Source organism: Gulbenkiania mobilis (assembly GCA_004346645.1).
Taxonomy (GTDB): Bacteria; Pseudomonadota; Gammaproteobacteria; order Burkholderiales; family Chromobacteriaceae; genus Gulbenkiania; species Gulbenkiania mobilis.
The window spans coordinates 13,431-38,842 of the sequence record SMDA01000003.1 but is presented as its reverse complement, the minus strand read 5'-3'; the positions used below and the strand labels follow the sequence as shown (position 1 = coordinate 38,842).

The 25,412-nt window shown below is 65.6% G+C and carries 21 protein-coding genes and 1 riboswitch; of the genes, 10 read left to right on the top strand and 11 right to left on the bottom strand.

Going from position 1 to position 25,412, the window contains the following annotated elements; genetic code table 11:
- Window positions 1–288 precede the first annotated feature (288 nt).
- Window positions 289–1,038 (bottom strand): MOSC domain-containing protein, encoded by a 750-nt coding sequence (locus tag EV669_RS05105; protein WP_245622662.1) that lies wholly within the window; start codon window positions 1,036–1,038, stop codon window positions 289–291.
- The gene (locus EV669_RS05100; protein WP_054284726.1) at window positions 993–1,697 is read right to left on the bottom strand and encodes a glutamine amidotransferase; all 705 of its coding nucleotides are present in this window, start codon (window positions 1,695–1,697) and stop codon (window positions 993–995) included. The genes EV669_RS05105 and EV669_RS05100 overlap by 46 nt, the downstream gene beginning before the upstream one ends.
- Before the next feature lie 105 nt (window positions 1,698–1,802).
- Here EV669_RS05100 and EV669_RS05095 point away from each other — a divergent pair, with 105 nt between their 5' ends.
- Window positions 1,803–2,414, top strand: coding sequence for a helix-turn-helix domain-containing protein (locus EV669_RS05095; protein WP_165922711.1), 612 nt, complete (start codon window positions 1,803–1,805; stop codon window positions 2,412–2,414).
- On the opposite strand, the gene EV669_RS05090 is transcribed toward EV669_RS05095, so the two are convergent.
- Complete coding sequence (locus EV669_RS05090) at window positions 2,365–2,853, bottom strand: Lrp/AsnC family transcriptional regulator (protein WP_132098066.1); 489 nt, start codon at window positions 2,851–2,853, stop codon at window positions 2,365–2,367. The genes EV669_RS05095 and EV669_RS05090 overlap by 50 nt on opposite strands.
- Before the next feature lie 114 nt (window positions 2,854–2,967).
- Here EV669_RS05090 and phhA point away from each other — a divergent pair, with 114 nt between their 5' ends.
- The 3 genes from phhA to EV669_RS05075 all read left to right on the top strand — a co-directional run bounded on the left by phhA (window position 2,968) and on the right by EV669_RS05075 (window position 8,501).
- Complete coding sequence (gene phhA / locus EV669_RS05085; RefSeq protein ID WP_132098065.1) at window positions 2,968–3,837, top strand: phenylalanine 4-monooxygenase; 870 nt, start codon at window positions 2,968–2,970, stop codon at window positions 3,835–3,837.
- 100 nt (window positions 3,838–3,937) lie between these two features.
- The gene (locus EV669_RS05080) at window positions 3,938–4,630 is read left to right on the top strand and encodes a response regulator (protein ID WP_132098064.1); all 693 of its coding nucleotides are present in this window, start codon (window positions 3,938–3,940) and stop codon (window positions 4,628–4,630) included.
- Window positions 4,631–4,661: 31 nt separating this feature from the next.
- Complete coding sequence (locus EV669_RS05075; RefSeq protein ID WP_132098063.1) at window positions 4,662–8,501, top strand: ATP-binding protein; 3,840 nt, start codon at window positions 4,662–4,664, stop codon at window positions 8,499–8,501.
- On the opposite strand, the gene EV669_RS05070 is transcribed toward EV669_RS05075, so the two are convergent.
- Window positions 8,498–9,316 carry a hypothetical protein gene (locus EV669_RS05070; protein ID WP_132098062.1) on the bottom strand — a complete coding sequence of 273 codons (819 nt, stop codon included), beginning with the start codon at window positions 9,314–9,316 and terminating at the stop codon, window positions 8,498–8,500. The two genes, EV669_RS05075 and EV669_RS05070, sit on opposite strands and share 4 nt — an antisense overlap.
- Window positions 9,317–9,664: 348 nt before the next feature.
- A riboswitch (TPP riboswitch) is annotated at window positions 9,665–9,758 on the top strand.
- Between the two features lie 57 nt (window positions 9,759–9,815).
- Between EV669_RS05070 and EV669_RS05065 the strand changes: the two genes are divergently transcribed.
- Genes EV669_RS05065 through EV669_RS05055 form a run of 3 tightly spaced genes read left to right on the top strand, consistent with a single transcriptional unit; the run spans window position 9,816 to window position 13,012 of the window.
- On the top strand, window positions 9,816–10,823 hold the full coding sequence (locus EV669_RS05065) for a thiamine ABC transporter substrate-binding protein (protein ID WP_404810845.1): 1,008 nt from the start codon (window positions 9,816–9,818) through the stop codon (window positions 10,821–10,823).
- Window positions 10,824–10,830: 7 nt separating this feature from the next.
- Window positions 10,831–12,378 (top strand): ABC transporter permease, encoded by a 1,548-nt coding sequence (locus tag EV669_RS05060; protein ID WP_054284734.1) that lies wholly within the window; start codon window positions 10,831–10,833, stop codon window positions 12,376–12,378.
- On the top strand, window positions 12,371–13,012 hold the full coding sequence (locus EV669_RS05055; RefSeq protein ID WP_054284735.1) for an ABC transporter ATP-binding protein: 642 nt from the start codon (window positions 12,371–12,373) through the stop codon (window positions 13,010–13,012). The genes EV669_RS05060 and EV669_RS05055 overlap by 8 nt, the downstream gene beginning before the upstream one ends.
- 3 nt (window positions 13,013–13,015) lie before the next feature.
- On the opposite strand, the gene EV669_RS05050 is transcribed toward EV669_RS05055, so the two are convergent.
- The 5 genes from EV669_RS05050 to EV669_RS05030 form a co-directional block, all read right to left on the bottom strand.
- Entirely contained in the window at window positions 13,016–13,885 is an 870-nt protein-coding gene (locus tag EV669_RS05050; protein WP_165922710.1) for a spermine/spermidine synthase domain-containing protein, read from the bottom strand.
- Window positions 13,886–14,063: 178 nt separating this feature from the next.
- On the bottom strand, window positions 14,064–14,537 hold the full coding sequence (locus tag EV669_RS05045; RefSeq protein WP_132098060.1) for a YbaK/EbsC family protein: 474 nt from the start codon (window positions 14,535–14,537) through the stop codon (window positions 14,064–14,066).
- Complete coding sequence (locus EV669_RS05040) at window positions 14,534–15,664, bottom strand: methyl-accepting chemotaxis protein (protein WP_132098059.1); 1,131 nt, start codon at window positions 15,662–15,664, stop codon at window positions 14,534–14,536. Before EV669_RS05040 ends, EV669_RS05045 begins: the two co-directional genes overlap by 4 nt.
- A 242-nt stretch (window positions 15,665–15,906) precedes the next feature.
- Window positions 15,907–17,106 carry an ammonium transporter gene (locus EV669_RS05035; protein WP_055433050.1) on the bottom strand — a complete coding sequence of 400 codons (1,200 nt, stop codon included), beginning with the start codon at window positions 17,104–17,106 and terminating at the stop codon, window positions 15,907–15,909.
- 209 nt (window positions 17,107–17,315) lie between these two features.
- Complete coding sequence (locus EV669_RS05030; protein ID WP_054284740.1) at window positions 17,316–17,807, bottom strand: winged helix-turn-helix transcriptional regulator; 492 nt, start codon at window positions 17,805–17,807, stop codon at window positions 17,316–17,318.
- A gap of 163 nt (window positions 17,808–17,970) precedes the next feature.
- Here EV669_RS05030 and EV669_RS05025 point away from each other — a divergent pair, with 163 nt between their 5' ends.
- Window positions 17,971–19,278, top strand: a complete 1,308-nt coding sequence (locus tag EV669_RS05025; RefSeq protein WP_054284741.1) for a D-amino acid dehydrogenase — start codon at window positions 17,971–17,973, stop codon at window positions 19,276–19,278.
- Window positions 19,279–19,286: 8 nt separating this feature from the next.
- On the top strand, window positions 19,287–20,357 hold the full coding sequence (alr, locus tag EV669_RS05020; RefSeq protein WP_132098058.1) for an alanine racemase: 1,071 nt from the start codon (window positions 19,287–19,289) through the stop codon (window positions 20,355–20,357).
- 361 nt (window positions 20,358–20,718) lie between these two features.
- Here alr and EV669_RS05015 read toward each other — a convergent pair whose 3' ends face one another.
- Together EV669_RS05015 and EV669_RS05010 are read right to left on the bottom strand one after the other, a co-directional pair.
- Window positions 20,719–21,345, bottom strand: a complete 627-nt coding sequence (locus EV669_RS05015; protein WP_132098057.1) for a response regulator transcription factor — start codon at window positions 21,343–21,345, stop codon at window positions 20,719–20,721.
- Entirely contained in the window at window positions 21,342–23,999 is a 2,658-nt protein-coding gene (locus EV669_RS05010) for a PAS domain S-box protein (protein ID WP_132098056.1), read from the bottom strand. The genes EV669_RS05015 and EV669_RS05010 overlap by 4 nt, the downstream gene beginning before the upstream one ends.
- A gap of 171 nt (window positions 24,000–24,170) precedes the next feature.
- On the opposite strand from EV669_RS05010, the gene EV669_RS05005 reads away from it, so the two are divergent.
- Window positions 24,171–25,328: an ABC transporter substrate-binding protein gene (locus tag EV669_RS05005; RefSeq protein ID WP_132098055.1), complete on the top strand. Its 1,158-nt coding sequence runs from the start codon at window positions 24,171–24,173 to the stop codon at window positions 25,326–25,328.
- Window positions 25,329–25,412: the final 84 nt, after the last annotated feature.

The window sequence follows — 25,412 nt, the reverse complement described above, 5'->3', positions numbered from 1 at the left end:
TGCGACCGGGCATCGCCGCACTTTGTTAGCTAGGACGATGGCAGCTTTCATTTCGGAGCTGCCATTTTTCGTCCGACGTGCTGGCGTCTGTCTGGGGCACGGAGCGGCCGATCCGCTGCCCCGGCACGCACCGTGACCATGCTCGGCCAGAGCCAAGGTTCTGCGCTACGCCACGTACGTCGCAGGCTAAGGCGGATGTGGGATGGGGGCTGCTGCGCTTGGCTACTTGGCCCGCCGGGGCGGTTTCCTGTGGTACGGGTTGGCCGAAGAGCCGGCGATAGGTGGCGGCTACTGTTGGCCAGGCGTTTCCAGCCGACGTGTCCAGTCTTCCACGCGGCCCGTCTCCAGCCGGCGCTGGACCAGTTCGAGCCAGGTGTCGGGAAGCCCTGGCAGCCGTGCCAGCGCGTCCAGCCCGGCCCGTTCCAGCGGGGTGCGATAAAGCAGCACCAGCAGGCGTGCCAAGGGCCAGTCGGGAAACGGGCGTTCCACCAGAGTGAGGCGGTCGCCTGCCCGGAGGTGGCCCGGTTCCAAAACACGGTAATACCAGCCGGTGCGTCCGCTATCCTGCACGCGCCGGGCCATGTCGGGTTGGCCAAAGCGGATGTTCAGCTTCCAGCAGGGCTGCCGTGCCTGGCTGACCTGCAGCAGGGCAGTGCCCACCCGCACGATGTCGCCGAAATGGACCGCCGTTTCGTTCAGGCCGCAGGTACTGAAGTTCTCGCCGAAGCCTCCAGGCCGGAAGACTGCGCCGTCGGCCTGCGGACACGTTTGCCGCCAGTGGGCGTAATGTTCAGCCGGGTAATGGTGCACGGCCTTGTCCGGGCCACCATGGTAGCGGCGGTCACCCTGCGCATCGCCCGATAGCCCGCGGTGCTCCAAAAGCAGTGTCCCGGCCATGGCATGCTTGGCGATGGCGCTGACTTCACCATTGGGGCCGAAGGGCTGGGGCTGGCCTACCAGCAGCGTATCCAGTTGTCCGAAAAGGCTGTCCATCACAGCCCCACCGATGCCAGCCAGCCGTCGAATGCGGTGCGGCATGCCACTTCCAGCGCTGGCGCAAGACGGTGGTTGTCTTCTCGCAACGCCGTGACCGCAATGCCGGCCGCAGCCAGTTCCGCGGCATGGCCGATCAGCCAGCGCTCCAGCCCTGTGGCCTGCACCTCCGGGTGGCATTGCAGGCCCAGCGCAGCTGCACCCCAGGTATAAGCCTGGTGGTGACAGGCCGGCGTGGCGGCGAGCAGGGTAGCGCCGGTCGGCAGGTCGAAGGTGTCTCCGTGCCAGTGAAACACCGGCAGATCGGGTCGGATCAGCGCCGCGAGCGGGGAGGCCTGACCCGCCAGGGTCGGTGTGAGGGCCTGCCAGCCGATTTCCGGGACTGCCGCCCGGTACACGCGGGCCCCCAGAGCGCGCGCCATCAACTGCGCCCCAAGGCAGAGGCCGAGCGTGGGCCGCTGGGCCGCCAGCCGGTGCTGGAGCAGGGCCAAGGTATCGCGCAGGAAGGGATACTGGTCCTCGTCACCGGCCCCGATCGGGCCGCCCAGGACCACCAGTAGATCGGGGTCGCCCACCACCTCCGGCGTGAGCGGATCAATGCCAGCCTCGAGCGTGCGACAGGCCAGCCCGCGCTGGTGAAACACCCCGGCCAGCGTTCCCAAGTCTTCGAACGCCACATGGCGGATTACGGTAACGGTTTTCATGCGGTCTCCTCGAAGTAGGGCGTGCGGTCTGTACATCGCCTCTCCCGTTATGACACGATGTGTCATATCCTACACCTTTCGCCTGCAAGGACAATGGAGCGGAACGTGATCCCCCGCATCAAGCTACTCCGGACGCAGCAAGGCTACAGCCTGCAGGGCCTGGCCGAAGTGACCGGACTCACCAAAAGTTACCTTTCCAAGCTGGAACGCGGCGTGTGCACGCCCTCCATTGCCGCCGCGCTACGGATCGCCCGAGCGCTGGGGGTAGATACGCAAGCCCTGTTCGGTGAGACGGCCACCAACCCGGACATTGCCGTCATTCGCCACCACGCGCGGATGTCGGTAGAACGGCCTGCTGGGCTGCAAGGCGGGCGCCGGCTGGAGATCCTGCCGACACCAGCTGGCCTGACGCGGATGCAGCCTTTCGTGCTGCATCTGGCCTCGGACTTTGCAGCGGGACCCCAAGTGGCGGGACATGCAGGGGAGGAGTTTCTGTATGTTCTGGAGGGGGATGTGGAGATGGAGTGGGGAGAGCGGCGCGAGCGCCTGATGCCGGGCGATGCGGTCTATTTCAATGCCAGCGTACCCCACCGGCTGCGCGCGCTGGGTAAGTCGCCTGCCGCAGTGCTGGTAGTGACCAGCGCCGCGGCTTCGGCCAACCCTTTATTTACGGAAGATGGTCCAAGGGCAGGGTGCCCGACTCCTTCACCGCGTTGAGGATGATAGTGGACTTCACGCTGCGCACCAAAGGCACGTTCATCAGACGGTTCATCACGAAACGCGACAGCGAAGGCAGGTCGGGCACCACGATGCGCAACAGGTAATCTGCTTCGCCGGCGGCGGCATAGCAGTCCAGCACCTCCGGCAGCGCGGCCAGTGCGTCGGCAAACCCACGCAGCGTTTCCTCGTTGTGGCGCTCCAGTGTCAGGTGGGCAAAGGCCATCACGCCCAATCCGATCCGCTCCGGCTTCAGCACCACCCGATAACCCTCGATCAGTCCCGCCTCTTCCATGCGCTGGATGCGGCGGCCGATCTGTGACGCCGAGAGAGGCACCCGTTCGCTCAGCTTCTGGTGCGTCATGCGCGCGTCCGTCTGCAGCGCCTCCAGAATGAGTCGGTCGTAACGGTCTAGAGAGATTTTGCTCACTTTGTGCATAAATTAAGTTTTTGTGCGGTGATGATGCATCAAGCTGGTTTTACGCGCAAAGTTTGCGGCCCTGCCGCAGCGAGGGGCTCCTAGAATGGTGCGATTGCCTACCGAGCCCCAGATATGAACGACCGTAGCCCCTTTATCCCTCCCGACATCACGGCCCGCAAGAATGCCGGCCTCTCGCATGGGCCCGATTACACCCTGCCGCAGCCGCTGTCGCGCTACACTCCGGAAGACCATGCCACCTGGGCCACCCTCTTTGCACGCCAGTGCGCCCTGCTGCCGGGACGGGTATGCGAGGCCTTTCTGCAGGGGCTGGAGCGCCTGCACGTGCCGGACGACCGGGTTCCGGATTTCGCCACGCTTAACCGGACGCTGGAGCGATTGACCGGTTGGCAGATCGTGGCGGTGCCCGGGCTGATTCCGGACGACGTGTTCTTCGACCATCTTGCCGAGCGCCGCTTTCCGGTGACCTGGTGGCTGCGTGAGCCGTCGCAGCTCGATTACCTGCAGGAGCCGGATGTCTTTCACGATCTTTTCGGCCACGTACCCCTTTTGGCCGATCCGGTATTTGCAGACTTCCTGCAAGGCTACGGAGAGGCCGGCCGTGTTGCCCGTGCCGCGGGGCTGCTGGGCCAACTGGCCCGCCTCTACTGGTACACCGTCGAGTTCGGCCTGATGCAGACACCGATGGGGCTGCGCATCTACGGTGCCGGTATCGTCTCCAGCCGCGCAGAGTCGGTGTTCTGCCTGGAGAGCCCGGCGCCGTTACGTTTAGCCTTCGATGCCGACCGCGTGTTGCGCACTCGTTACCGGATCGATGCCTTTCAGGACACCTACTTCGTTGTCGAGAGTTTCGACGCGCTGTTCGCCGCCATGCCGGATTTAACCGCCCGGTGTGCCCGGGCGGCGGCCCTGCCTGAGCTGATGCCGGGCGTGTGCATCCCGGGCGACCAGCCAGTGGCCCGCTCCGTCAACGTGGCGGCCTGAGCCTGCCTGCAACGCCCCCATCTTGCGCCGTGGCTGCCCCGGACAGGCTTGCCTCCGATGTCCGTGCTGCGCGTATACTCGGTAAAAAGGGGGGAGAATCATGACGGTGAACTTTGCCGAGCTGCGCGTGCTGGTGGTGGACGACCAGATGCTGGTGCGGACTCTGCTGGGCCAAGCGCTGCGGACGATGGGCTTCCGCCCGGACAGTGTGCTACAGGCAGTGGACGGCTCCACCGCCTTGCGCACCCTGGACGTGAAGACGGTGGACATTGTGCTGTGTGACATCGAGATGCAGCCCCTTAACGGTCTGGATCTCCTCAAAGAGCTGCGCTGCGGCAAGACGATGAACCCGCCGAATCTGCCTTTCGTGTTCCTTTCAGGGCATGCGGAACGCCAGAATGTGCTCATCGCCGCGCAACTGCACGCCGACGGCTTCATCGTCAAGCCGCCTAAGCCCGCCGACGTCGAAAAGGCGATCGAAACCGCGCTGGGCCGTCCTCGCCCCGAGATCGACCCCTTCCATTACTACAGTGTGGCCACCGGTACCGAACATGACCGTCGTTTCTACGGAGAGGCCATCCGCGCGGCCGCCTTCGACGGCCAGCCCTGGCAGGCGCTGCCGCTGGCCCAGATCAAGCCCGGTGCCCTCCTGGCGCACGATCTCATCAGCCAGAGCGGCCATCTGCTGCTGCCGGCCGGCAGCAGGCTGACCGCCACGCAGCTGCGGGCGCTGCGCGATTTTCGGGAGCACTACGGCGTGCAATCCGTAGACGTGGCCGACGAACCACAGTAAGCCCCGCCAAGGCGGGGACGGGGGGCGCATCATGGCAAACCGTGTCCGGGATGGCGCCAGCCAGACGCTGTCCATCGGTCGTACCGTCATCGGCATCGTGCTCGGTCTGAGCGCCATCGTGCTGGTGCTGTTCGGGCTGTTGCTGCGGGCCTCGCTGGAGGAATACCGGCTGGCGCGGCAGTTCGAGGCCCTCAACCGTGCCAGCGACCTGCTGTACTACACGGCCGACTACGCCCGGCAGGAAAGCACGCTCACCCGTATCCTGCTCTCCCGCCCGCGTCCGCCGACCGCCGCGGAGCTGGCCGAACTGGCCGAGCAGCGCCGTCAGGTGGATGCCCAGCTCGCAAGGGGTCTGGTACAGGTCACCGGCCTGCATCTCTTCGCCCATGAACGCTCCGTAGAGCAGCTGCGCCGCCTGTACGCCAACCTGCGCACCTTGCGCGCCGACAGCGACCGGGCCTTGGCACAGCGCCCTTACAGCCAGAGCGAGGGGCTCGGCTTCGGCTTCACCCTGGCCACCACCCATTTCCTCGATGCCATCGACACGCTGCTAACCGAAAGCACCTACCCCCTTGGCGCGATGGGCGATCCGGCGCTGACCCGGTTGGCGCACTTCAAGCTCAACACCTGGATCCTCAGCCGGGCGCTGCGTTCCGAAGGCAGCGCGCTGCAGGTGCGCGCCGAGTTTGGCCGGCCGCTCAACAGCAGTGAGGAGTACTGGCAGCAGGGAGTGCGCGAGCGCGGCGTGCTAATGCTGGAGCAGGTGCGCGAGGCCGCACGGTATATCGAAGTGCCCGCCCTGCAGGCCCGGCTCTCCACCATCAGCATGCAGGCCTTTCATCTGCACAGCGCCTCAGAGGCACAGCTGCGCGCGCTGGCCTCGCGCGCCAGCGGTGAGCCCGACCTTCAGGCGGCCCGCGAGGCGCGCGCCCTCAACCTGGCGCTTTCGGCCAACGTGCGCCAGCTGTTCCGCGACGCTTCCGCGCTGGCCCTGGCACAGACCGATGTGCGCATCCGTCACTTCCAGCAGGACCTGTTCCGCCTCGGCCTGTTCGCCCTCCTGGCGGTGACTTTGCTGGGGCTGCTGATCACTTTCATGGTGCGCCGGGTGCTGCGGCCGCTGTACTTCCTGCAGACCCTGCTCGATTCGGCCAACGATGCCATGATCGTCATCCGTCCGGGCACCGGTGCGGTCTATCTGGCCAACCCCGGTGCCGCCCGGATGTTTGGCTATGCCCCGGGCGACCTGGAAGGGTTGCCCGCGAGCCGACTGCTGACCGGTGCCCAGGGCAGCAGTGCCGCCACCCTGTGGCAGTCCCCGCAGCGCCTCGCCGAAGCGCTGGCGATGCGCGCTGGCGGCGACACCTTCCACGTAAGCGTGACCACCAGCCCCATCACACTGATGTCGGGCGAGCAGCTGGTGTTGGCGGTGATACGCGACGAGAACGAGCGCAAGAAGGCTGAGCTGTCGCTGTCACACAGCCTGGACGTGCTGTCAGCCATCTCCCACATCGGGAATCTGCTTTTCAGCAATGCGCCCCGTTCGCGGGTGTTCCGCGAGTTGCTCGCTTCCGTCCTGAAGTTTTCGGGCAGCCGAGCCGGCTTTCTGGTGGCGGTGCAGTCGCTGCGTCGCGGGGGCCCGGCCATGGTTCAACTCCAGGCCGGCACGCTGCCTCCGGCGCTGGAGAACGACCCCGCCTGGCAGGAGGGCAACGCCACGCTTGCCTGGTTGGCCGAAGCTGCTGGCCGCCTGCCGGGGTGGGTGACCATTCCGGTGGAGTTCGACGTGCACACGCTGGCGCTGGTCGGACTGTACCGCCCTGAGGCTGAAGGTATCGAACCGCTGTGCCGGGTCTACGCCAGCATTCTTGGCTTCTATGCGGAGGAGGACCGGCGTAAACGCAGCGAACAGCACCTGCGCGCGGTATTGCAGGAGGAGGAGGCGGTGTATTCCGCCTCCCCCGTGGGCTTGTTGCGCCTGGCGCCCGACGGCGGCATCACCCGTGCCAACCAGGCTGCCGAGCGCATCTTCGGGGTGGCCGAGGGCGGCCTGCTGACGCGTCCGCTGGCGGATGTGTTTTCCGACAGCGAGGCCTGGCAGTCCATGGAGGCGGCGCTGGCGGCCACCCAGTCCGAGGGGCGGCGCATCCTGTGCGAACACCCGTGTCTGACGGTGGGTGGCGATCCGATCTGGGTGCTGTTCGAGGGGCAGGAGATCTTCCCCGGGCAGCCCGAACAGGGGCTGATCCTGGCATGCATGGACATCACGGGACGCAAGCAGGCCGAGCTGGCGCTGCGCGAGGCCCGCGACCAGGCCGACGAAGCCAACAAGGCCAAGAGCGCGTTTCTGGCCACCATGAGCCATGAAATCCGCACGCCGATGAACGGAGTGCTGGGTATGCTGGAGCTCCTGGCGATGACGCCGCTCGATGGGGAGCAGCGCGATACGGTGGACACCATCCAGGAGTCCGCCCGTACGCTGCTGCGACTGATCGACGACATCCTGGACTTCTCCAAGATCGAGGCTGGCCGCCTGGACATCCACGCCGAGCCGGTGGATGTGCGCCAGCTGGTGGAGCAGGTGGGCGCGCTCTATCGCGACACCGCCACGGCCAAGGGGGTGTGGTTCCACATCTGGGTCAGCCCCGATGTGGCCCCCGTGGTCCAGGCCGACGGGCTACGGTTGCGGCAGATCCTGCAGAACTTCGTCAGCAACGCGATCAAGTTCACTTCGGCAGGCACCGTGGAGCTGCGCGTGTCCACACCCAATGGTCAGGCCAATCCGCAGGCGTTGGTGTTCGAGGTCTGCGATACCGGCATTGGCATGTCGGCCGAAAGTCTGGCACGCGTCATGGAGCCCTTCACCCAGGCCGAATCCGACACCTCGCGCCGTTTCGGCGGTACTGGCCTGGGGTTGGCGATCTGCAAGCGCCTGGCCGAGCTGATGGGCGGGGAAATCCTGCTGGAAAGCCAGCCGGGGCAGGGGACAGTGGCGCGGCTGCTGGTGATGCTGGATGTGCTCAACATGTCCATCCTGCCTGCGCGCTCCGCTGAAGGAGCCACCGTGTCCAGCCATGTCCGGGCCGACGCCGGGGTGGTGTTGCTGGCCGAGGACAATCCGGTCAACCGCAAGCTCGCGCTCAAGCAGCTGGAGAAGCTCGGCTATCGCGCCGAGGCCGCCTGCGACGGTGTCGAGGCGCTCACGCGCTGGCAAGGCGGAGACTATGCGCTGCTGCTGACCGATTGCCACATGCCGCAGATGGATGGCTATGCCCTGGCGCGCGCTATTCGCCAACGCGAGGTAGTGGGCCAGCTGCCCCGCCGGCCGATCATTGCCTGCACTGCCAATGCCGGGCTGGAGGAACGCGAACGCTGCCAGGCGGCAGGCATGGATGATTTCCTGACCAAGCCTCTGGGGCTGGGAGCGCTGGCCGCCATGCTGGACCGCTGGCTGAACGTGCCCGCCTCCGGTAACCGGACGACGGTGGAGTCTGAGACAGCCCCCCTGTCTGTGCGGGCGCTGCCGCTCGATCGGGAGGCGCTGGCCGTGTACAGCAGTGGAGACCGCGACGTGGAGGCCGAGATCCTGCGCGACTACTGGCAGAGCAACAGCGAGGACGTGGCCGGTCTGAAGGCTGCGCTGGAGGCGGGCAATCTGGAAAACTCCGCCTGGTTTGCCCATCGCATCAAGGGCGCCAGCCGGATGGTGGGCGCAGTTCCGCTCGGGGATGCGGCCGAAGCGCTGGAAAAGGCCGCCAAGGCGGGCCTGGCGGATACCTTGCCCGGGTTGGCCGAAGCCTTCCTCCACAACCTGGCCGAACTCGAGGCTTGGCTGGGCGCCGAGTACGGGCTGGCGGCCGGCACCGCCTAGAGCACCGCCCAGAGGCCGAACAGTAGCGCTGCCACTGTCACGCCCATGAGGATCTGCGCGGTGGTGCGCTCCTTCTGCAGTGCCATCTGCAGCGACTGCTGGCGATGCTGCAACTGATGCAGCCTGAGTTCCAGGTCGTAGCGGTCGGTATCCTGCTCGGCCAGCATGCGCAGCATGTCCTCGCCGTTGAAGGGGCGGATGGCCTGCGCGTCCCACACGCCGAGGAGCTTGCCCACTTTTTCCTTGAAGTAGAGCGCGGTCTTCTGGGTGCTGTCCTGCCAGTCGAACTGAAAGCCCTGGCTTGCATAGAAGGCGTTGCGCTGCAGCCGTTCGTCCTCGGTGGTGGTGGAGGGCATGCTCACCAGCCCGGGGCTGACGCTGTAGTCCGGCCGAACACCCTTGGCCCACAGGATCACTTGGGCAAAGAGGAAAGTGTCCAGCCCGCTGCCAGCAAAGGCCGGCGTGAGCTGAATGCCCCCCTTGGGGCCGAACAGCGCAGTGCGACTTGGATGGTCCAGCCGCACCCAGGCACAGTTGTAGGTGTTGTGCAGTTGGGCATCATCCCCTTCCATCGGCAGCCAGCGCCCGTCCGCCTGCCGGGCATAGCCGCGAAACTGCACGCGAAAAAAGTCGCTCTGTTCGGTGAAGGCCCGGCTGCGTTGCAGGATGCCGTAGGCGGGCTGACCGCCCAGCGTCATCTGCACCACCGCTTCACCCAAGGGCATGGCGATGCCGGTGAGGTAGGTTTCGTTCTCGGGAGTGGGCAGGGGGGCCGGCTCGGTGAGGGGAGGCTTGTCGGTCTTGGGCGCATTCATGCTTGCATGATACCGCAGCAGCCGGCGGCTTTCAGGGCTGCTCCTGTGGCGTCCGGCACCGGAGGAGGGCAGCGGCTGCGCCACCCCAGTGCGTGATGGGCCGGGGTGGGGCATGCGGCCCCGCCAGGTAGCAGTTTTTCAGGCATGCAAGCTGGCATAGTCCTTGCGAATAAGGGGCCGCGACCGCCCCGACGGGGTGGTGCGAGTGAGTCTGTCCCGTTGCAACTGCTGGCTTCTCTTTGATAAGCCTTGCCCGGAAGGCATGCCTTCCGGGCTTTTTTTTGTCCTGAGCGATGCCGGTGCCGGCATACCGCTTCACGTGGCCGTCGCGCTTCCTTATACTGCCCTCTCGATCACCGGGGGTGCCGCGTCTGCGGCTGAGAGAGTCCCCAAGAACCTGATCTGGGTCATACCAGCGGAGGGAGCGTGACGGGCGACACCAGCCGGTGCCGCCTACCGCTTTCTTCGTGGCTTTTTTGCACGGAGAATGTCCATGAAACTGTCTTGTCGTACCTTTCTGGCGCTGGCGCTTGCCGGCCTTTCCCTCAACGCCCTGTCCGCCGAATTGCGGGTGATCACCCATAGCTCGTTTGCAGTGTCCAAGAGCCTGATCGCCGACTTCGAACGCCAGAACGGTGTGAAGGTATCGTTCATCAAAGCCGGTGACGCCGGTGAAATGCTCAACAAGCTCATCCTCACGCGGGCCCAGCCGGTGGCCGACGTGGCCTTCGGACTGGACAACGCCCTGGTAGCCCGGGCGGTGGAGGCCGGCGTGGTGGAACCCTACACGCCCTCCATCGACAGGGACATCCGTCAGCAGCTACCCGGCGGCGTGGTCAGCGTGGATTACGGCTACGTTACCCTCAACTACGACAAGGCCTGGTTCGAGAGCCGCAAGCTGCCGCTGCCGCGCACCCTCACCGATCTGACCCGTCCGGCGTACAAGGATTTGCTGGTGGTGGAGAACCCCGCCACTTCCAGTCCCGGCCTGGCTTTTCTCGCTGCCACCGTCAAGGCCCTGGGTGAGGAGGGGGCCTGGAAGTTCTGGTCCGCCCTGCGCGCCAACGGCGTGAAGGTGGCCAAGGGCTGGAGTGAAGCCTATTACACCGACTTCAGCAAGAACGGTGGAGCCCGGCCGCTGGTGGTGAGCTACGCCACCAGTCCGGCGGCAGAGGTGTTCTACGACAAGAAGAAGCCGGCCGAATCTCCCACCGGCAACCTTTTCCTGCCGGGCGGGGTGTTCCGTCAGGTGGAAGGTGTCGCCTTGGTCAAGGGCGGGGCCGAGCGCGAGGCTGCGCGCAAGTTTGTGGATTTCCTGCGCAGTGAGGCGGTGCAGAAAGACCTACCCACGCAGATGTGGATGTATCCGGTGCGCGAGAGCGTCACCCCGGACCCGGTGTTCCGCCACGCCGAGAAGCCCGGCTTCGACAACACTCCGGATGAGCGCACGCTGGCGGCCAAGAGCCGTGCCTGGGTGGCGCGCTGGACGCGCGTGGTGCTGAAGTAAAGGCCGCATGCTGCGCACACGGCTGACGCCGGCGGCACTGGCCCTGCTGCCGCTGGCCTTTCTGGGCCTGATGGCGGTGGGGCCCGTGCTTCGCCTGTTTGCAGAGGGCGCTGGACAGCCTTCGGCCAACCTCTGGGCCGATGACTACCTGCGCTGGCGGCTGCTCTGGTCGGTGCTGCAGGCGGCGGCCAGCTGTCTGGCCGCGCTGCTGGCAGGCCTCCCTGTCGCCTGGGTGCTGGCCCGGTTCGACTTTCCCGGACGGGCGCTGGTGCTGCGGCTGCTGATGCTGCCGTTCGTCATGCCGCCACTGGTGGCCGGTATCGGCGTGCTGGCGCTGGTGGGCCCGCATGGGCTGACCGGCGTCGACCTTCAGGACACGCCCTGGCTGCTGCTGTACGGCAATCTGTTCTATAACCTGCCTTTGGTGGTGCGCGCCGCGCTCGATGGCTTTGCCCAAGTGCCGCAGAGCCGGCTGGCGGCGGCACGCACCCTGGGCGCGGGGCCGTGGCGCGCGTTCTGGCGGGTGGAGCTGCCCACCGCCCGACCGTGGATCCTGCCGGCGCTGTGCCTGGTCTTTTTGTACTGCTTTTCCGGCTTCGGCATTGCCCTGCTGCTGGGCGGACAGCGCTACGCGACGGTGGAAGTGGAAATCTACAGCCTGGTGGCGTATGAGCTGAATCTGGCCGATGCCGCCCTGCTGGCCTATGCCACCATGACCATCAGTGCGCTGACGGCACTGGCCTATGCGCTGGCCGAGCGGCGCTTGGCCCAACCGCTGCGTTTCGAGCCGGTGGCGCGCACGCGGGCGGCCTCGCTGTGGTCGAGGCTGGCGGTGGCCGCTGCCTTGGGGCTGCTGTTCTTCTGTGGTGGCGCTCCGCTTCTGGCTGTGCTGGGCCGGGCACTGCTTGCCGGCCGTGCGGGCTGGGTCGTGCTGCTTGAGCCCGATACCGTCGCTGCGCTGTGGAATACCACCCGCTTTACGCTGATGGCCCTAGGGGCGGTGGCGGTGCTGGGGGTGGCGCATGCGCTGGCTGCACGCCGCTCGCTGCTGATGCGCGCGCTGGGTTTCCTGCCCTTTGTGGTGTCGTCGGTCTGCGTGGCTTTCGGCCTGTTGCTGCTCTATCCGGCGTATACCGCCAGCCTGGGCCTGCTGGTCGCGAGCTACGCCTTCCTTGCCTATCCTTTCGTCACCAAGAACCTGCTGTCTGCTTTCGATGCCGTGCCCGCCCATCTGGCCGAGGCCGCCCGTACGCTGGGCGCTTCGCCGGCCCGCACCTTCTGGCGCGTGAGTTGGCCCCTGGCGCGGGAGGGGTTTGCCCGCGGAATGGCCTTTGCCGCTGCCACGGCCGTGGGCGAATTCGCCGTGACGCTGTTCCTGTCGCGTCCGGAGTGGACCACGCTCACCACACTGATCTACCAGCACTTGGGGCGACCGGGTTCGGCCAACCTGGACGCCGCCATGGTGTTGGCCGCAGGGCTGATGGTATTGGCGCTGGCAGCATTTCTTGTGATCGACCGTCCGGCCCGTGCCACCCGGGGAGGGGAACATGCTTGAACTGCGCGCGCTGCACAAGCGCATGGGGGCCCGGTGTCTTGCCGACGGGCTATCGCTGAAGGTGGACGCCGGTGAAACCGTGGCGCTCTTGGGGGCGTCGGGCAGCGGCAAGAGCACGCTGTTGCGCATGGTGGCGGGGCTAGAGCCTCTGGATGCCGGGCAGGTGCTGTTTGCCGGAGAGGATGTGACACGCCAGCCGCCGGAAAAGCGCCGCTTTGCCCTGATCTTTCAGGACTTCGCGCTTTTTCCGCATCTGGACGTGCAGGAAAACGTCTGCTTCGGACTGGTGGAACAGGGTTGGCCGAAGCGCCTGGCACGCACCGAAGCGCAAGCCATGCTGGCCACGGTGGGGTTGCACGGACTGGAGCACCGTCGTGTATGGACGCTCTCCGGCGGCGAGCAGCAGCGGGTGGCGCTGGCCCGCGCCCTCGTCACCCGACCGAGGCTGATGCTGCTGGACGAACCCTTCTCGGCACTTGATGCCGAGCTGCGCAGTGCGATGCAGGACGAGTTCCGCCAACGTCTGGCCGACGCGGGCATCCCCGCCCTTTTGGTAACCCATGATCCGGCTGAAGCGGCCCGCATGGCCGGACGGGTGGTCCGGCTTGAGGGCGGACGGATGCGGCCGGTGTAGGCTTCAGCGACTGCGGGTAGGCGGAGCCAGCAGGGCAGCCACGAAGTTCGGCAACGCCTGCTGGCCTGCGTGCACCGCGCCGTTGTAGTACTCCAGCTGGCCCACTGCTCGACTGCGCAACCGGCTGTCCACTTCGTCAGCGGTCAGGTTGCCCGAGGCATCGTTGCGTCGTGCGATCGCCATCCCCCACAGCCCGCCATGCAGCGACAGCGGCACCAGATAAGGCACCACGGTAGTGAACACTTCCTGCAAGGCAGTGTGGCGGTCGACGAAGGCCCCCGAGTGCCGTTGCGGAGAGCCCAGCGATAGAGCCAGCACGCCGTTGTCGGTCAGTAGGGCCCGGCAGCGCTCGAAGAAGGCCCGGCTGTAGAAGCCCTCGGCTTTCTCGGCATACCCCACGAGGTCCAGCACGATCAGGTCGAATTGCTCCTCGATATTGTTGATCCACTCATTGGCGTCGCCCAGCTTGATCTCCAGGCGGGCATCGTCGAACGCACCCTGATGGATCTTCTCAAAATGCTGGCGCACCGTATCCACCAGAAAGCCGTCCAGCTCCCCGATCAGCACCCGTTCGATCGAATCGTATTTCAGCAGTTGGCGCGCCGATCCGCCCGTGCCGCCGCCCAGCACCAGGGCCCGCTTGGGCTCGGGATGCGACAGCGCAGCCGGATGTACCAGGTTTTCGTGGTAGATCCATTCGTCGTTCTCGGCGGTGAGGAGGTGGCCGTTCACGCGCAGCACCCGGCCGAAGGCCGGCGTATCGTAGACCTCGACGTGGTGCACATCGGTGGGAAAGTCTTCCAGTTTCTCGCTGACGCGGTATACCACGCCGGCGTTCTCGTCCGTCCATTCGGTAATGATCGAATCCTGCATCGTCGCTCCTTGGGTGGGGCCGCCCGCCGGGGGTGGGCCGGAAGTTGGCAACAGACCGGTGCCGAACACCATCGTGCGCGGCACCGGCGCTCTCCACTGGCCGGGGCAAGAAGCAGGCCCGCAAACGAAAAACCCGCCTTAAGGGCGGGCCGGTCGGCAAGCAGCGCATATGGGCCGGCTAGGCGGGGCCGGTTTCTTGGCATACGTCCACCCATTGCCCTGCCACGATTTCGGCCAACCGTGCCGGTGCCAGCCGTACCGCACTGTGCACCGCCCCGGCAGCGGGTAGCACCTCGTCGAAGGCTTGCAGCGAGCTATCCAGATAAACCGGCAGCGGCGTTGCCAGCCCGAAGGGACATACGCCGCCCACCGGGTGGCCAGTCAGCGTTTCCACTTCTTCGGCAGGCAGCATCCGCCCCTTGCCGAAGGCGGCCTTGAACTTGCGGTTGTCGATGCGGGCGTCGCCGCGCGCCACCAGCAGCAGCACGCTGCCATCGCTGATGCGGAAGGCCAGCGTCTTGGCGATCCGGCCCGGCTCCACCCCGTGGGCCTCGGCGGCCAGTGCGACGGTGGCGGTGGAGACGTCCAGTTCGATGATAGGAATGTCCAGCTGTCTTTCGGCAAAGAAGCGTTTGACGGATTCGAGGCTCATGCGCTGGTGTCGTGGGTCATGGTGTGCAGGGTTTCAACGATATCACGCGTGGCATGCGACTGGCGCTCGGCGGCTTCCGCGATGTCCATCACGGCTGTCTTTAGACTGCCGATTTCGCCCACGATGCGGCTGAGGCTGGTTTCGGCTTGGCGGAACGCATCCTCGGCCTGTTCTACCTTCTGCCGGCCTTCGCTCATAACTTCCACATTCTGACGCACGTCCTGCTGGATGGTGTGGATGGTGCCTGCGATCTCGCTGGTGGACTGGGTGGTGCGCTCGGCCAGCTTGCGCACCTCGTCCGCTACCACCGCAAAGCCGCGGCCCGTCTCGCCCGCGCGAGCGGCCTCGATGGCGGCATTGAGCGCCAGCAGGTTGGTCTGGTCGGCAATCTCCTTGATCACCCCCACGATGCGGCCGATCTCCTCGGAGCGACGACCCAGCAGCGTCAGCCCGTCGGCCGTGGTGCGCACCATGTCCGAGACTTCGTTCATGCTCTGACTGGTGCGTCCGATCACCTCCGCGCTGGTGCGGCTCTCGGCCTGCATGCTTTGCGCGCTCTCCGACGCACTGGCGGTCTGGCTGGCCACGCCGGAGATCGAATCCGACAGGCCGGACAGCGTACCCTTGAGCGAGTCCAGCGCCGCCTCCAGCCGCACGCGCTGCCGGGCGTTTTCCTGTGCTAGACGCTGGGCCTCCTGATCGGCGGTCACATCACGCCAGCAGGCCATAAAGCACACCAGACGTGATGGGTCTTCGCTGTCCCAGATCGGATAGGCCCGTGTCTGGAAGACGACCTTGCCCATGGGGATGAGGGCAGCGTGCTCGGTGATGCGTCGCTGCGCGAGGTCGTCGAAGATGCGCCGGATGCGGTCCGGGTCGGGATGAAAGCGGTGGATGCTGTGGCCGAGGATCTCCCCGGCCTGGCGGCTGCCGTAGCGCTCGCTCAGCTGGCCGTGCATGCGACCGAACAACTGCTGCGCCGTTCGGTTCATGTAGAAGACGTTGTTGTCGTGGCTGGTGTCGGCAAGCAGAACCAGGTTGTCCACCAGGTCCAGCACCGTCTTGAGGCATGCGATTTCGGCCGCCTGGGCAGCTTCCTGTGCCTGCTTTTTCTTCAGACCAAACATGGGTGGGTTCCTTGTTGATGTTGGTATCGGTGTGGGATGCGAGGCTCTTTGGATGGCCCTGGTTTTTTGGGTTGGCGCGGCATAGGCCGGCCTCCACGGCGCCATGTTAGCCCTTGATTGGCTCTTTTGGAGGAAGCAGGACGATAGAATTTTTTGATGAGTCTTTCAAGCAACATTCCCCAGTAATTCTCAACAAAAAACCCCGCTCAGGCGGGGCTTCTTGCTACGATCAGGGCGGGCCGCTACCAGTTGGTTTCCCGCTCGGGCGTAGCGGTGATGCGGTGGATCGACAGGTCCGCGCCATTGAATTCTTCTTCTTCGCTCAGGCGAAGCCCCAACAGCTTTTTCAGCACGCCGTACACCAGCCAGCCCCCGCCGAATCCCACCGCAATCCCACCGGCTGTGCCGATCAGCTGCGCCGCCAGACTTACGCCACCCGTACCCCCCAGCCAGGGTTGGCCGAAGAGGCCCGCTGCCACCCCGCCCCACGCACCGCACAGTCCGTGCAAGGGCCACACTCCGAGCACGTCATCGATCTTCCAACGGTTTTGCGTCTGCGTGAACAGTGCCACGAACAGTACGCCAGCGATTGCGCCCACAGCCAGCGCGCCCACCGGATGCATCACATCCGATCCGGCGCACACGGCCACCAGGCCCGCCAGCGGCCCATTGTGGATGAACCCCGGGTCGTTGCGGCCCAGCCACATCGCGCTTAAGGTACCGCCGACCATCGCCATCAGGGAGTTGATCGCCACCAGACCGGAAATGCCTTCCACGCGCTGGGCGCTCATCACGTTGAAGCCGAACCAGCCCACCATCAGGATCCAGGCCCCCAGTGCCAGAAACGGAATGGAGGAGGGCGGATGGGCGGACACCCGGCCCTCACGGTTATAGCGCCCCCGGCGTGCCCCCAGAAGCAGCACTGCTGCCAGCGCTATCCAGCCGCCGACCGCATGGACCACCACCGATCCCGCAAAATCATGGAAAGGTTGGCCGAAGACCGTCTTCAGCGCGTCCTGCACGCCGAAGCGGTCGTTCCACGCCAGGCCCTCGAAGAACGGATAAACCACCCCCACGATCAGGAAGGTGGCCGCCGACTGGGGATGAAAGCGCGCGCGCTCGGCAATACCCCCCGAGACGATTGCCGGGATCGCAGCAGCGAAGGTCAGCAAGAAGAAGAACTTCACCAGTTCATAGCCATGGTGCTGGCCCAACGTGCTGGCGCCCTGCCAGAAGCCGCTACCATAGGCGACGGTATAGCCGATGAAAAAGTAGGCCAGCGCCGACACGGCGAAGTCTGTCAGGATCTTCACCAGCGCATTCACCTGGTTCTTCTTGCGTACCGTGCCCAGTTCCAGGAAGGCGAAGCCGGCGTGCATCGCCAGGATCATCACCGCCCCGAGGAGCAGGAAAAGTACATTGATGGATTCGCTTGCCTGCATGGTTTCGTCCCGTCATGGTTTTGTGTCGCGCGGGAAAAGCAAAAGCAGTGCCATGACGGTGCAAGCGGAGGGCAGGATGGTGCAAGGGTGCGCCAACGGGGTGCGCAGGGCCGGTTGCCGTAGCAGGAAGGGGCCGTGCGTGCCCGCTAACAGAGCGCGTAGCGCGCATCAGGCGCCATGAAGGTGCAGCTTGCCCCATCGCGGTGCAGTCACTCGCCCAAGGGCAGACGCAGGGTCTCCTTCACTTCCTCCATTACCACATAGCTGCGCGACTCGTTGGCCGCCGGCAGCTTAAGCAGGATGTCACCCAGCAGCTTGCGGTACATCGACATGTCGGCGATGCGGGCCTTGAGCAGGTAGTCGAACTCGCCGGAGACCAGATGACACTCCAGCACCTCCGGCAGCTTCTGCACCTCGCGCCGGAAGGCATCGAACAGATCTCCCGACTTGCTCGAGAGCTTGATTTCCACGAACACCAGCAGTGACGCATTCAGGGCTTGTGGGTTGAGCTTGGCGTAATAGCCTTCGATGACACCGTCGCGCTCCAGCCGCCGCACCCGTTCGGTGCAGGGGGTGGTCGAGAGTCCCACCTTCTCGGCCAGCTCGGTCATGGGGATGCGGGCGTTCTGTTGCAGTGCACGCAATATCTTGAGGTCGAGCTTGTCAAGAGCCCGTACCGCGCCGGAAGAGCTGTTTTTCATTTTTCACTGCCAAGAAGGGGGTGAGCCAGTTAAATGACCTGACCATATGCTCAAAATAAGAGAAAAAAACTGCAATCTAGTCAATATACTACCGGGAATCACTAGCAGCCGGAAAGGCTGCTTATTTACTTGAACATACAAGCGCATCAGGAGTCTCCGGGCAATGAAAGTGATCGTACTGGGTGGCGGCGTCGTTGGGATTTCCACTGCATGGTATCTGGCCAAGGCCGGCTGCGAAGTCACCGTGATCGAGCGTCAGGAAGGTGTGGCACTGGAAACCAGTTTCGGCAACGCGGGCCAGATCTCCCCCGGGTATTCCGCCCCGTGGGCAGCGCCCGGCATTCCGCAGAAAGCGGTCAAGTGGCTGTTCCAGCGCCACGCCCCGCTGGCGGTACGCCCGGATGGCACCTTGTACCAGCTGCAATGGCTGGTGAAGATGCTCTCTAACTGCAACTATGCCGCCTACAACGTCAACAAGGGCCGCATGATGCGTCTGGCCGAGTACAGCCGCGACAAGATCCGCGAGCTGCGCGCCGAAACCGGCATCGCCTACGAAGGCCGGCAGGGCGGTACGCTGCAGCTCTTCCGCACTCAGGCCCAGCTGGATGGCATGGGCAAGGATATCGAGGTGCTCAAGGAGTGCGGCGTCGACTTCAATGTGCTGGATCCGGAAGGGTGCGCCCGTGTGGAGCCGGCGCTGACGGCCACCCGGCACAAGCTGACCGGCGGCCTGCAATTGCCCAATGACGAAACCGGGGACTGCCAGCTATTCACCACCCGCCTGGCCGAGCTGTGCCGCGACAAGGGCGTGAACTTCCTCTTCGGCCAGCAGGTTTCCGCGCTGGAGCAGGATGGACGACGCATCACCGGCGTGCGCGTGGGCGATGTGCTGCATACTGCCGACCACTACGTGGTGGCGCTTGGCAGCTACTCGCGCGATCTTGTCAAGACGCTGGACATCGACATCCCGGTCTACCCGGTAAAGGGTTACTCGCTGACGGTGCCGATCACCAACCCGGCCGGCGCCCCGGTGTCGACCGTGCTCGACGAGACCTACAAGGTGGCCATCACCCGCTTTGACGACCGCATCCGCGTCGGCGGCATGGCCGAGCTGTCCGGTTACAACCTGGATCTCAATCCGCGTCGGCGCGAAACGCTGGAAATGGTGGTGAGCGACCTGTTCCCGAACGGTGGGGACATCCCTGCGGCCACCTTCTGGACCGGTCTGCGCCCGATGACCCCGGACGGCACGCCGATCATCGGCGGCACCCGCTTTGCCAACCTGTCGCTCAACACCGGCCACGGAACGCTCGGCTGGACCATGTCGGCCGGCTCTGGCAAGGTTATGGCGGATCTCGTTACCGGCACGAAGCCGGAAATCAGTGTGGACGGTCTGTCGATCCAGCGGTATGCCAAGGGCAGCCAAGTTCTGGTGGCAACGGCCACCCAGGCCGCCACCGCCAACGTCTGAGGCAGAAAATGCGTCCTTTGGTCGCCAGCATCCGGCTGGACAATCTCAAACACAACTATCTTCTGGCACGCAGCCAGCACGGCGGGCGGGCGCTCGCCGTGGTCAAGGCCAACGCTTACGGGCACGGTGCTGTACGCTGTGCCCGGGCGCTGGCCGATGTGGCCGACGGCTTTGCCGTAGCCTCCATCGAGGAAGCCATCCAGTTGCGCGAGGGCGGGCTTGATCAGCCCATCGTACTTCTGGAAGGGGTCTTCGAGGCGGAAGAACTGGCGCTTGTGCGCCAACACGGCTTCTGGCCTGTCGTCCAGAGCGCAGAGCAGCTGGCCATGATCGAAGCGCTGCCCGCTTCGGCCAGGGGCCTGACCGTATGGCTGAAGATGGACTCCGGCATGCACCGCGCCGGCTTCTTCCCCGAGCACTACGCTGCCGCTCACCAGCGCCTGATGGGCTGCGGCAAGGTGGAGCGCATCGTCAAGATGACCCACTTCGCCCGAGCCGACGAACCCGCCGACTCCGCCACCCGTACCCAGATCGAAACCTTCGACAGCGTCTGCGCTGCGCTGCCCGGGGATGAGAGCGTGGCCAATTCCGCAGCCATCATGGCGCACGAGCGCGCCCACCGGCAGTGGGCGCGGCCCGGAATCATGCTGTACGGTGCCACGCCGTTCGACACTAGCCACCCCGCGGCTGCGGGGCTGCGACCGGTGATGCGCCTGACCACGCGTGTCTTTGGCACGCGCGAGCTGCCGGCCGGCCAGCCGGTCGGCTACGGGGGCACCTTCGTGACCGAGCGCCCGACACGGATCGGGCTGATCGCCTGTGGCTATGCCGACGGTTACCCGCGGCTGGCGTCCACCGGCAGCCCGGTCGCGGTGGACGGGGTACGCACCCGCATCATCGGCCGCGTGTCGATGGACATGATCACCATCGACCTGACCGACCTGCCGCATGCCGGTATCGGCAGCGAGGTGGAGCTGTGGGGCGATGCGGTGGGCGTGAACGAAGTGGCCGCGCATGCCGGCACCATTGGTTATGAACTGCTGTGCAACGTCAAGCGTGCGCGCTTCGAGTACAGCTGACCCTTTCCCTGAGTAGCTTGTGTGTCGTTCCTGCCCGGCTCAAGCCGGGCTTTTCTTTGTGCGCGCGCCCGATGGCCTGTCCGGCCCGGCCGGTGCGTGGGATGAAAAAACCCCGTCTGGCCGCGCCAGACGGGGGAAGGCTGAATATCCTGCTTTCAGCAGAGGAATGCACACACACAAAGGGGAGAGCTGCGTCGCCCTCGCAGGCCGGGCCCGGGCGGAACATCCGTTTCACCCACCGTCCGGGGACCTCGCACCTCCGGCACACTTACATCGCTCGCGTCATGTGCCGGTGAGCATGGTAGGCCGCCTGGGATACCGTGCCTATTGGGAAATATCCTGATGGGGAAACCCCCCGGGCTCAGCTTCCGCCCTGTCGGCGGCACGTCACCACCGACTGCACCAGATCGGCGATCGAGCGTGCCCCCATCTTGTCCATCATCTTGCCGCGATGAGCTTCCACCGTCTTGATGCTGATGCCCAGTTCGTCGGCGATGACCTTGTTCATCTTGCCCTCGATCACCTTGTCCAACACTTCGCGCTCGCGGCTGGTCAGCGATGCCAGACGATCTTCGATCGCCACCCGGGCCGCCTCGCTGGCGCGACGACTACGTGAGGCGGCGAGCGCGCTCTCCACTGCATCCAGCAGCGACTGCTGGTTGAAAGGCTTTTCCAGGAAGTCGTGCGCGCCGCGCTTGACCGCCTGTACCGCCATCGGCACATCGCCGTGGCCGGTGATGAAGATCACCGGCCAGTCGCTGCCACGGGCGCACAGCTCCTCGAAGAGCTCCAGACCGCTCATGCCGGGCATGCGGATGTCCAGCACCAGGCAGCCGGTGCCGTCGGAGCCGAAGCCTTCCAGGAAAGCTTCGGCGCTGTCGTGGCCTACTACCCGGTAGTCGTGGCTTTCCAGTAGCCACAGGAGCGAATCGCGGAAGGCTTCGTCGTCATCGACAATGTGAATGATCGCAGCTTCATTGTTTTTCATGCTTCGTACACCGGCAGGGTGAATCGGAAGATGCTACCACCGTCGGGGCCGTCTTCCACCCAGAGTTGTCCCTGATGGAACTCGATGATGGTGCGACAGATGTTGAGCCCCATGCCCATCCCCTCGGGCTTGGTGGTGAAAAAGGCATCGAACAGGCGCAGCTTGAGTGCGTCGGGCACGCCCGGTCCCCGGTCGGCGATGCTGATCTCGATGCGCCGGGCACTGGTCTGAAGCGCGCGTACCGTCAGGTACCGCTCGCCCAAGGGGACGTCCTGCATCGCCTCCAGCCCGTTCTTCATCAGGTTGATCAGCACCTGTTCAATCAGGATCGGGTCGGCCAGTACCGGGTTGAGGCCCGGGGCCAGCATCACCTCCACCTGCGTGCCCAGGCGACGCGCCTCGATCTCGGCAATGGCCAGCGTGGCCTCCACGATGTCCGGTACCCGGCAGGGCTGGCGGTTGGGTTCGCTCTGTTTCACGAACTCGCGCACGCGGCGCACGATCTTGCCTGCACGTTCGGCCTGTGCCGTGATCTTTTCCATCACCGGCAACAGGCTTTCGGGCGTGGCGCGGCCCTGCCGTAGACGCTCGATGCAGCCGGCCTGGTAATTGGCAATGGCGGAAAGCGGCTGGTTGAGCTCGTGTGCCAGCGTGGAGGCCATCTCGCCCATGGTTACCAGCCGGCTGGTGGCTTGCAGCTTCTCCAGCTGGGCCTCGTAGCGGGCTGCGTTTTCGTGGGCCTCGGTGATGTCGGTCAGCAGCACCATGCTGACCTGCCGGCCATCCACCCAGCGCACCGGGCGCCGCCGGATGGAAAGCCAGCGTCCGGTTTCAGCCTGCTCCAGCTCGACATCGATCTCGTCGTCATCGCGCCCCCGCTCCAGTAATGGCAGCAGTGCCAGATCACAATACCCGCTGCCGCCAGGATCGTCCCGCAGCGCGAACCAGTGTCGGTAGCGCTGGTTGCAGAAGAGCAGCTCGTGGCTGCTCGGGTCCACCACCGCCACCGCTGCGTCCAGCCCCTCGATGACGGTCACGAAGCGCTCGTGTGAGGCCTCCAGTCGGCGCCGTGCCTCCTGTCGGTCGGTGATGTCGGTCAACGCGGTCATCCAGCCGGCGTGCCGTCCCTCGGGATCGATCAGCGGCGACACCAGCAGGTGGGCGTGGAACTCGGTGCCGTCCTTGCGACATAGCACCGTCTCGAAGCCTTCGCGTGGCGCCGCGCCGGAAAGGGCCAACTCCATGTTGCGGCGGTTCTCGGCCTGGCCCTCGCCGTCGCGCCAGTAGGGATAGGGGGGGAGGATGCCGATCAGCTCCGTAGCCGAAAAGCCGGTAATGGTGCAGAAAGCCGGGTTGACGTAGGTGATGCGCCCGGTCAGGTCGATGGCGCGGATGCCCACCACCAGCGAATCCTCCATGGCCTGTCGGAAGGCGAACTCGCGCTTGAGTGCCTCTTCGGCCTGCTTTTCGGCGGTGATGTCGCGGCCGGCCAGATACACCACGCCGCTGTCGCGCAGCGGACTAAGCGCCCAGACAATCCAGCGCACCTCACCGCCACGCGTCACCACCCGGGTTTCCTCGAAGCGGTCTGCGCCGTCCACCTCGAACAGCCGTTCGAAGATTTCGCGCGCCGTCTCGCGTGCGTCGGGATAGAGATAGTTGAGAAAGGACGTGCCCACCAATGTCTCGCCCGGGTAGCCCAGCGCCTGGCCGAAGGCCGGGTTCACCTGCAGGATGGTGGTGTCGCGGCGGACCACGCCCAGCAGCTCCTGCGATAGCCGGTACACCCGGTCGCGCTCGCGTTCGGCATCCTGGCGACGGTGGATGTGGCGGTTAAGACTGACCAGACTCAGCAGCGTCAGCAGTGTCAGCCCGCCGATCAGCCCGGTTTGCAGCAGGTGGCTCTGGGTGACGGCGCTCTTGACCGGGCGCGCGACGATGGACAGCCCTGTCCCGGGCAGCGCGAGCGTTTCGTACAGTTCGTTGCGCAGCCGGTTCTGGGCATTGCGTGCCAGTTCCCGGCCCGACTTGTCCACCAGCTCGAGCTGGTATTTCTCGGCAAACCACGCCGGCGGCAGGCGCCGGATCAGCGAGCCTGCGCTAAAAATGGCGACCATGCTGCCAACGAACTGCCCGTCACGGAAGATCGGTACCTGCAGCTCGAAGCGCCAGTCACCCGCAGGACCCTGGTAGGGCGCGCTGTAGATGGGGCGCTCCCGGATGCGCGCTTCGACGAAGGCACTGGCGCTCTCTCCGGACAGCCCGCTGCCGGGGGTGAGAAAGCCGGCTTCGTAGGGCGCGATCCAGCGCAAAATCATGCCCGTGTCGGCGCGCACAATGCCGATCAGCTCGGGTGTGTTGGCCAGGAACTGGGAGGCCTGGATCTGGAAGCCGGATTCGTCGAGGTCTCCACGGCCCGCGCCACGGGCCAGTTCGGTCACTTGATTGAGGTTGTCCTCCATGCGCAGCTGCAGCGTTTGCTCGGCCCACAGCGCATCACGCGCCAGGCTGGTGCGCAGCTGCTCGCCTTCGCGGGTATCGAGCGTCCACAGCATCATGGCCATGGTCAGAAAGAAGAGCACGATCGAGGTGCTGGGTACCAGGCGGTACCAGTTGCCGCGCTTGCGGAAGTCGTAGAATCGGGGTGTGCGCATGGGCGTCCGAAAGGATAGAGGGCTTCGGCCAACCTTGGCCGGTACCGCACCGTGCCGGGCAGTGTACGGTAAGCCGGCCCGGCCCGTAAGCCGGTGAAACCCTGCCCTGCAAAAGGGCTTGAGGCAGCTTGGCGCTGCCGTTACCCTTGGATTCTCGAATATGGATGACCTATGGGCCGACTGAAACGTAGTGTGCTGCGTGTGGCGTTGTGGCTGGTGGCTTGCGGAGCCCTGGCCGGCCCTGTGCCCATCCGCATTGGTGTGCAGGCGGCCCTGACCGGGGGCTCCTCGCCGATGGGCGTCAGCATGCGCAATGGCATCCAGCTGGCCGTCGAGGAAATCAATGCCAGCGGCGGGCTGCTCGGCCGCCCCCTGCAGCTGGTGGAGCGGGATGACGCCGGCTCGCCCCAGCAGGGTGTGCGGGCTGCAGAGGAACTGGTGCGGCTGGGACGGGTGGTGGCCGTGGTGGGGCTGGTCAATTCTGGGGTAGCGCTGGCCTCGCAGCCGGTGTATCAGGCCGCGCGCCTGCCGGTGATGATCGCGGTGGCCACCGTGCCCGAACTGACCCGCCGCTATGCGGGCAGTACGCGCAACTACATGTTTCGCGTGGCGGCGGCCGACGACCTGCAAGCGCCGCTGATCGTGCGCGAGGCCCTGTCCGCAGGCTACCGTCGCCTGGCGATCTTTTCCGACACGACCGACTACGGCCGCGAAGGGGCCGAAGGGCTAGTGCGCGCGCTGAGGCAGCAGGGCCTGCGTCCGGTCTACCAGGCCCGTTTCAGCTTGGGCGAACGCGACATGACCGGCGCGCTGGCCGCGGCCCGTAGCACGGGCGCCGAAGCCATCCTTACCTATGCCATCGGCCCGGAGCTTGCTGCCGTGGCCAACGATGCCGACCGACTGGACTGGAAGGTGCCGCTGATCGGCAGCTGGACGCTGTCCATGTCCAACTTCATCGACAACGCGGGCCCCAATGCGGAAGGCGCGCGCATGGTGCAGTCTTTCCTGCAGGACACCCACACGCCACGCGGACAGGCCTTCGTGCAGGCCTATCTCGGGCGCTACCACGTCCGGCGCATCCCATCGCCGGTGTCGGCTGCCCAAGGATACGACGCAATGCTGCTCTTGGCCGCCGCCATCCGCCAGGCAGGCAGTACCGCCCCAACTGCGGTGGTCGCGGCGCTGGAAAACCTGCGCCAGCCTGTGGAGGGCGCCATTACCACCTACCTTCGGCCGTTCACCTCTGGGGACCATGAAGCCATCGAGCTGAGCGTGCCCACCATCGGCCGCATCGAGCACGGCCGGATTGTGCCGGCGCGCATGCATTAGTCAGTTTCGGCCAACCCTGCCCGGCGCCGAGGCCGGTCACGCAGGTATGGGCGTTGCTGGATCAGGCGGCATGTCCTGTCCACC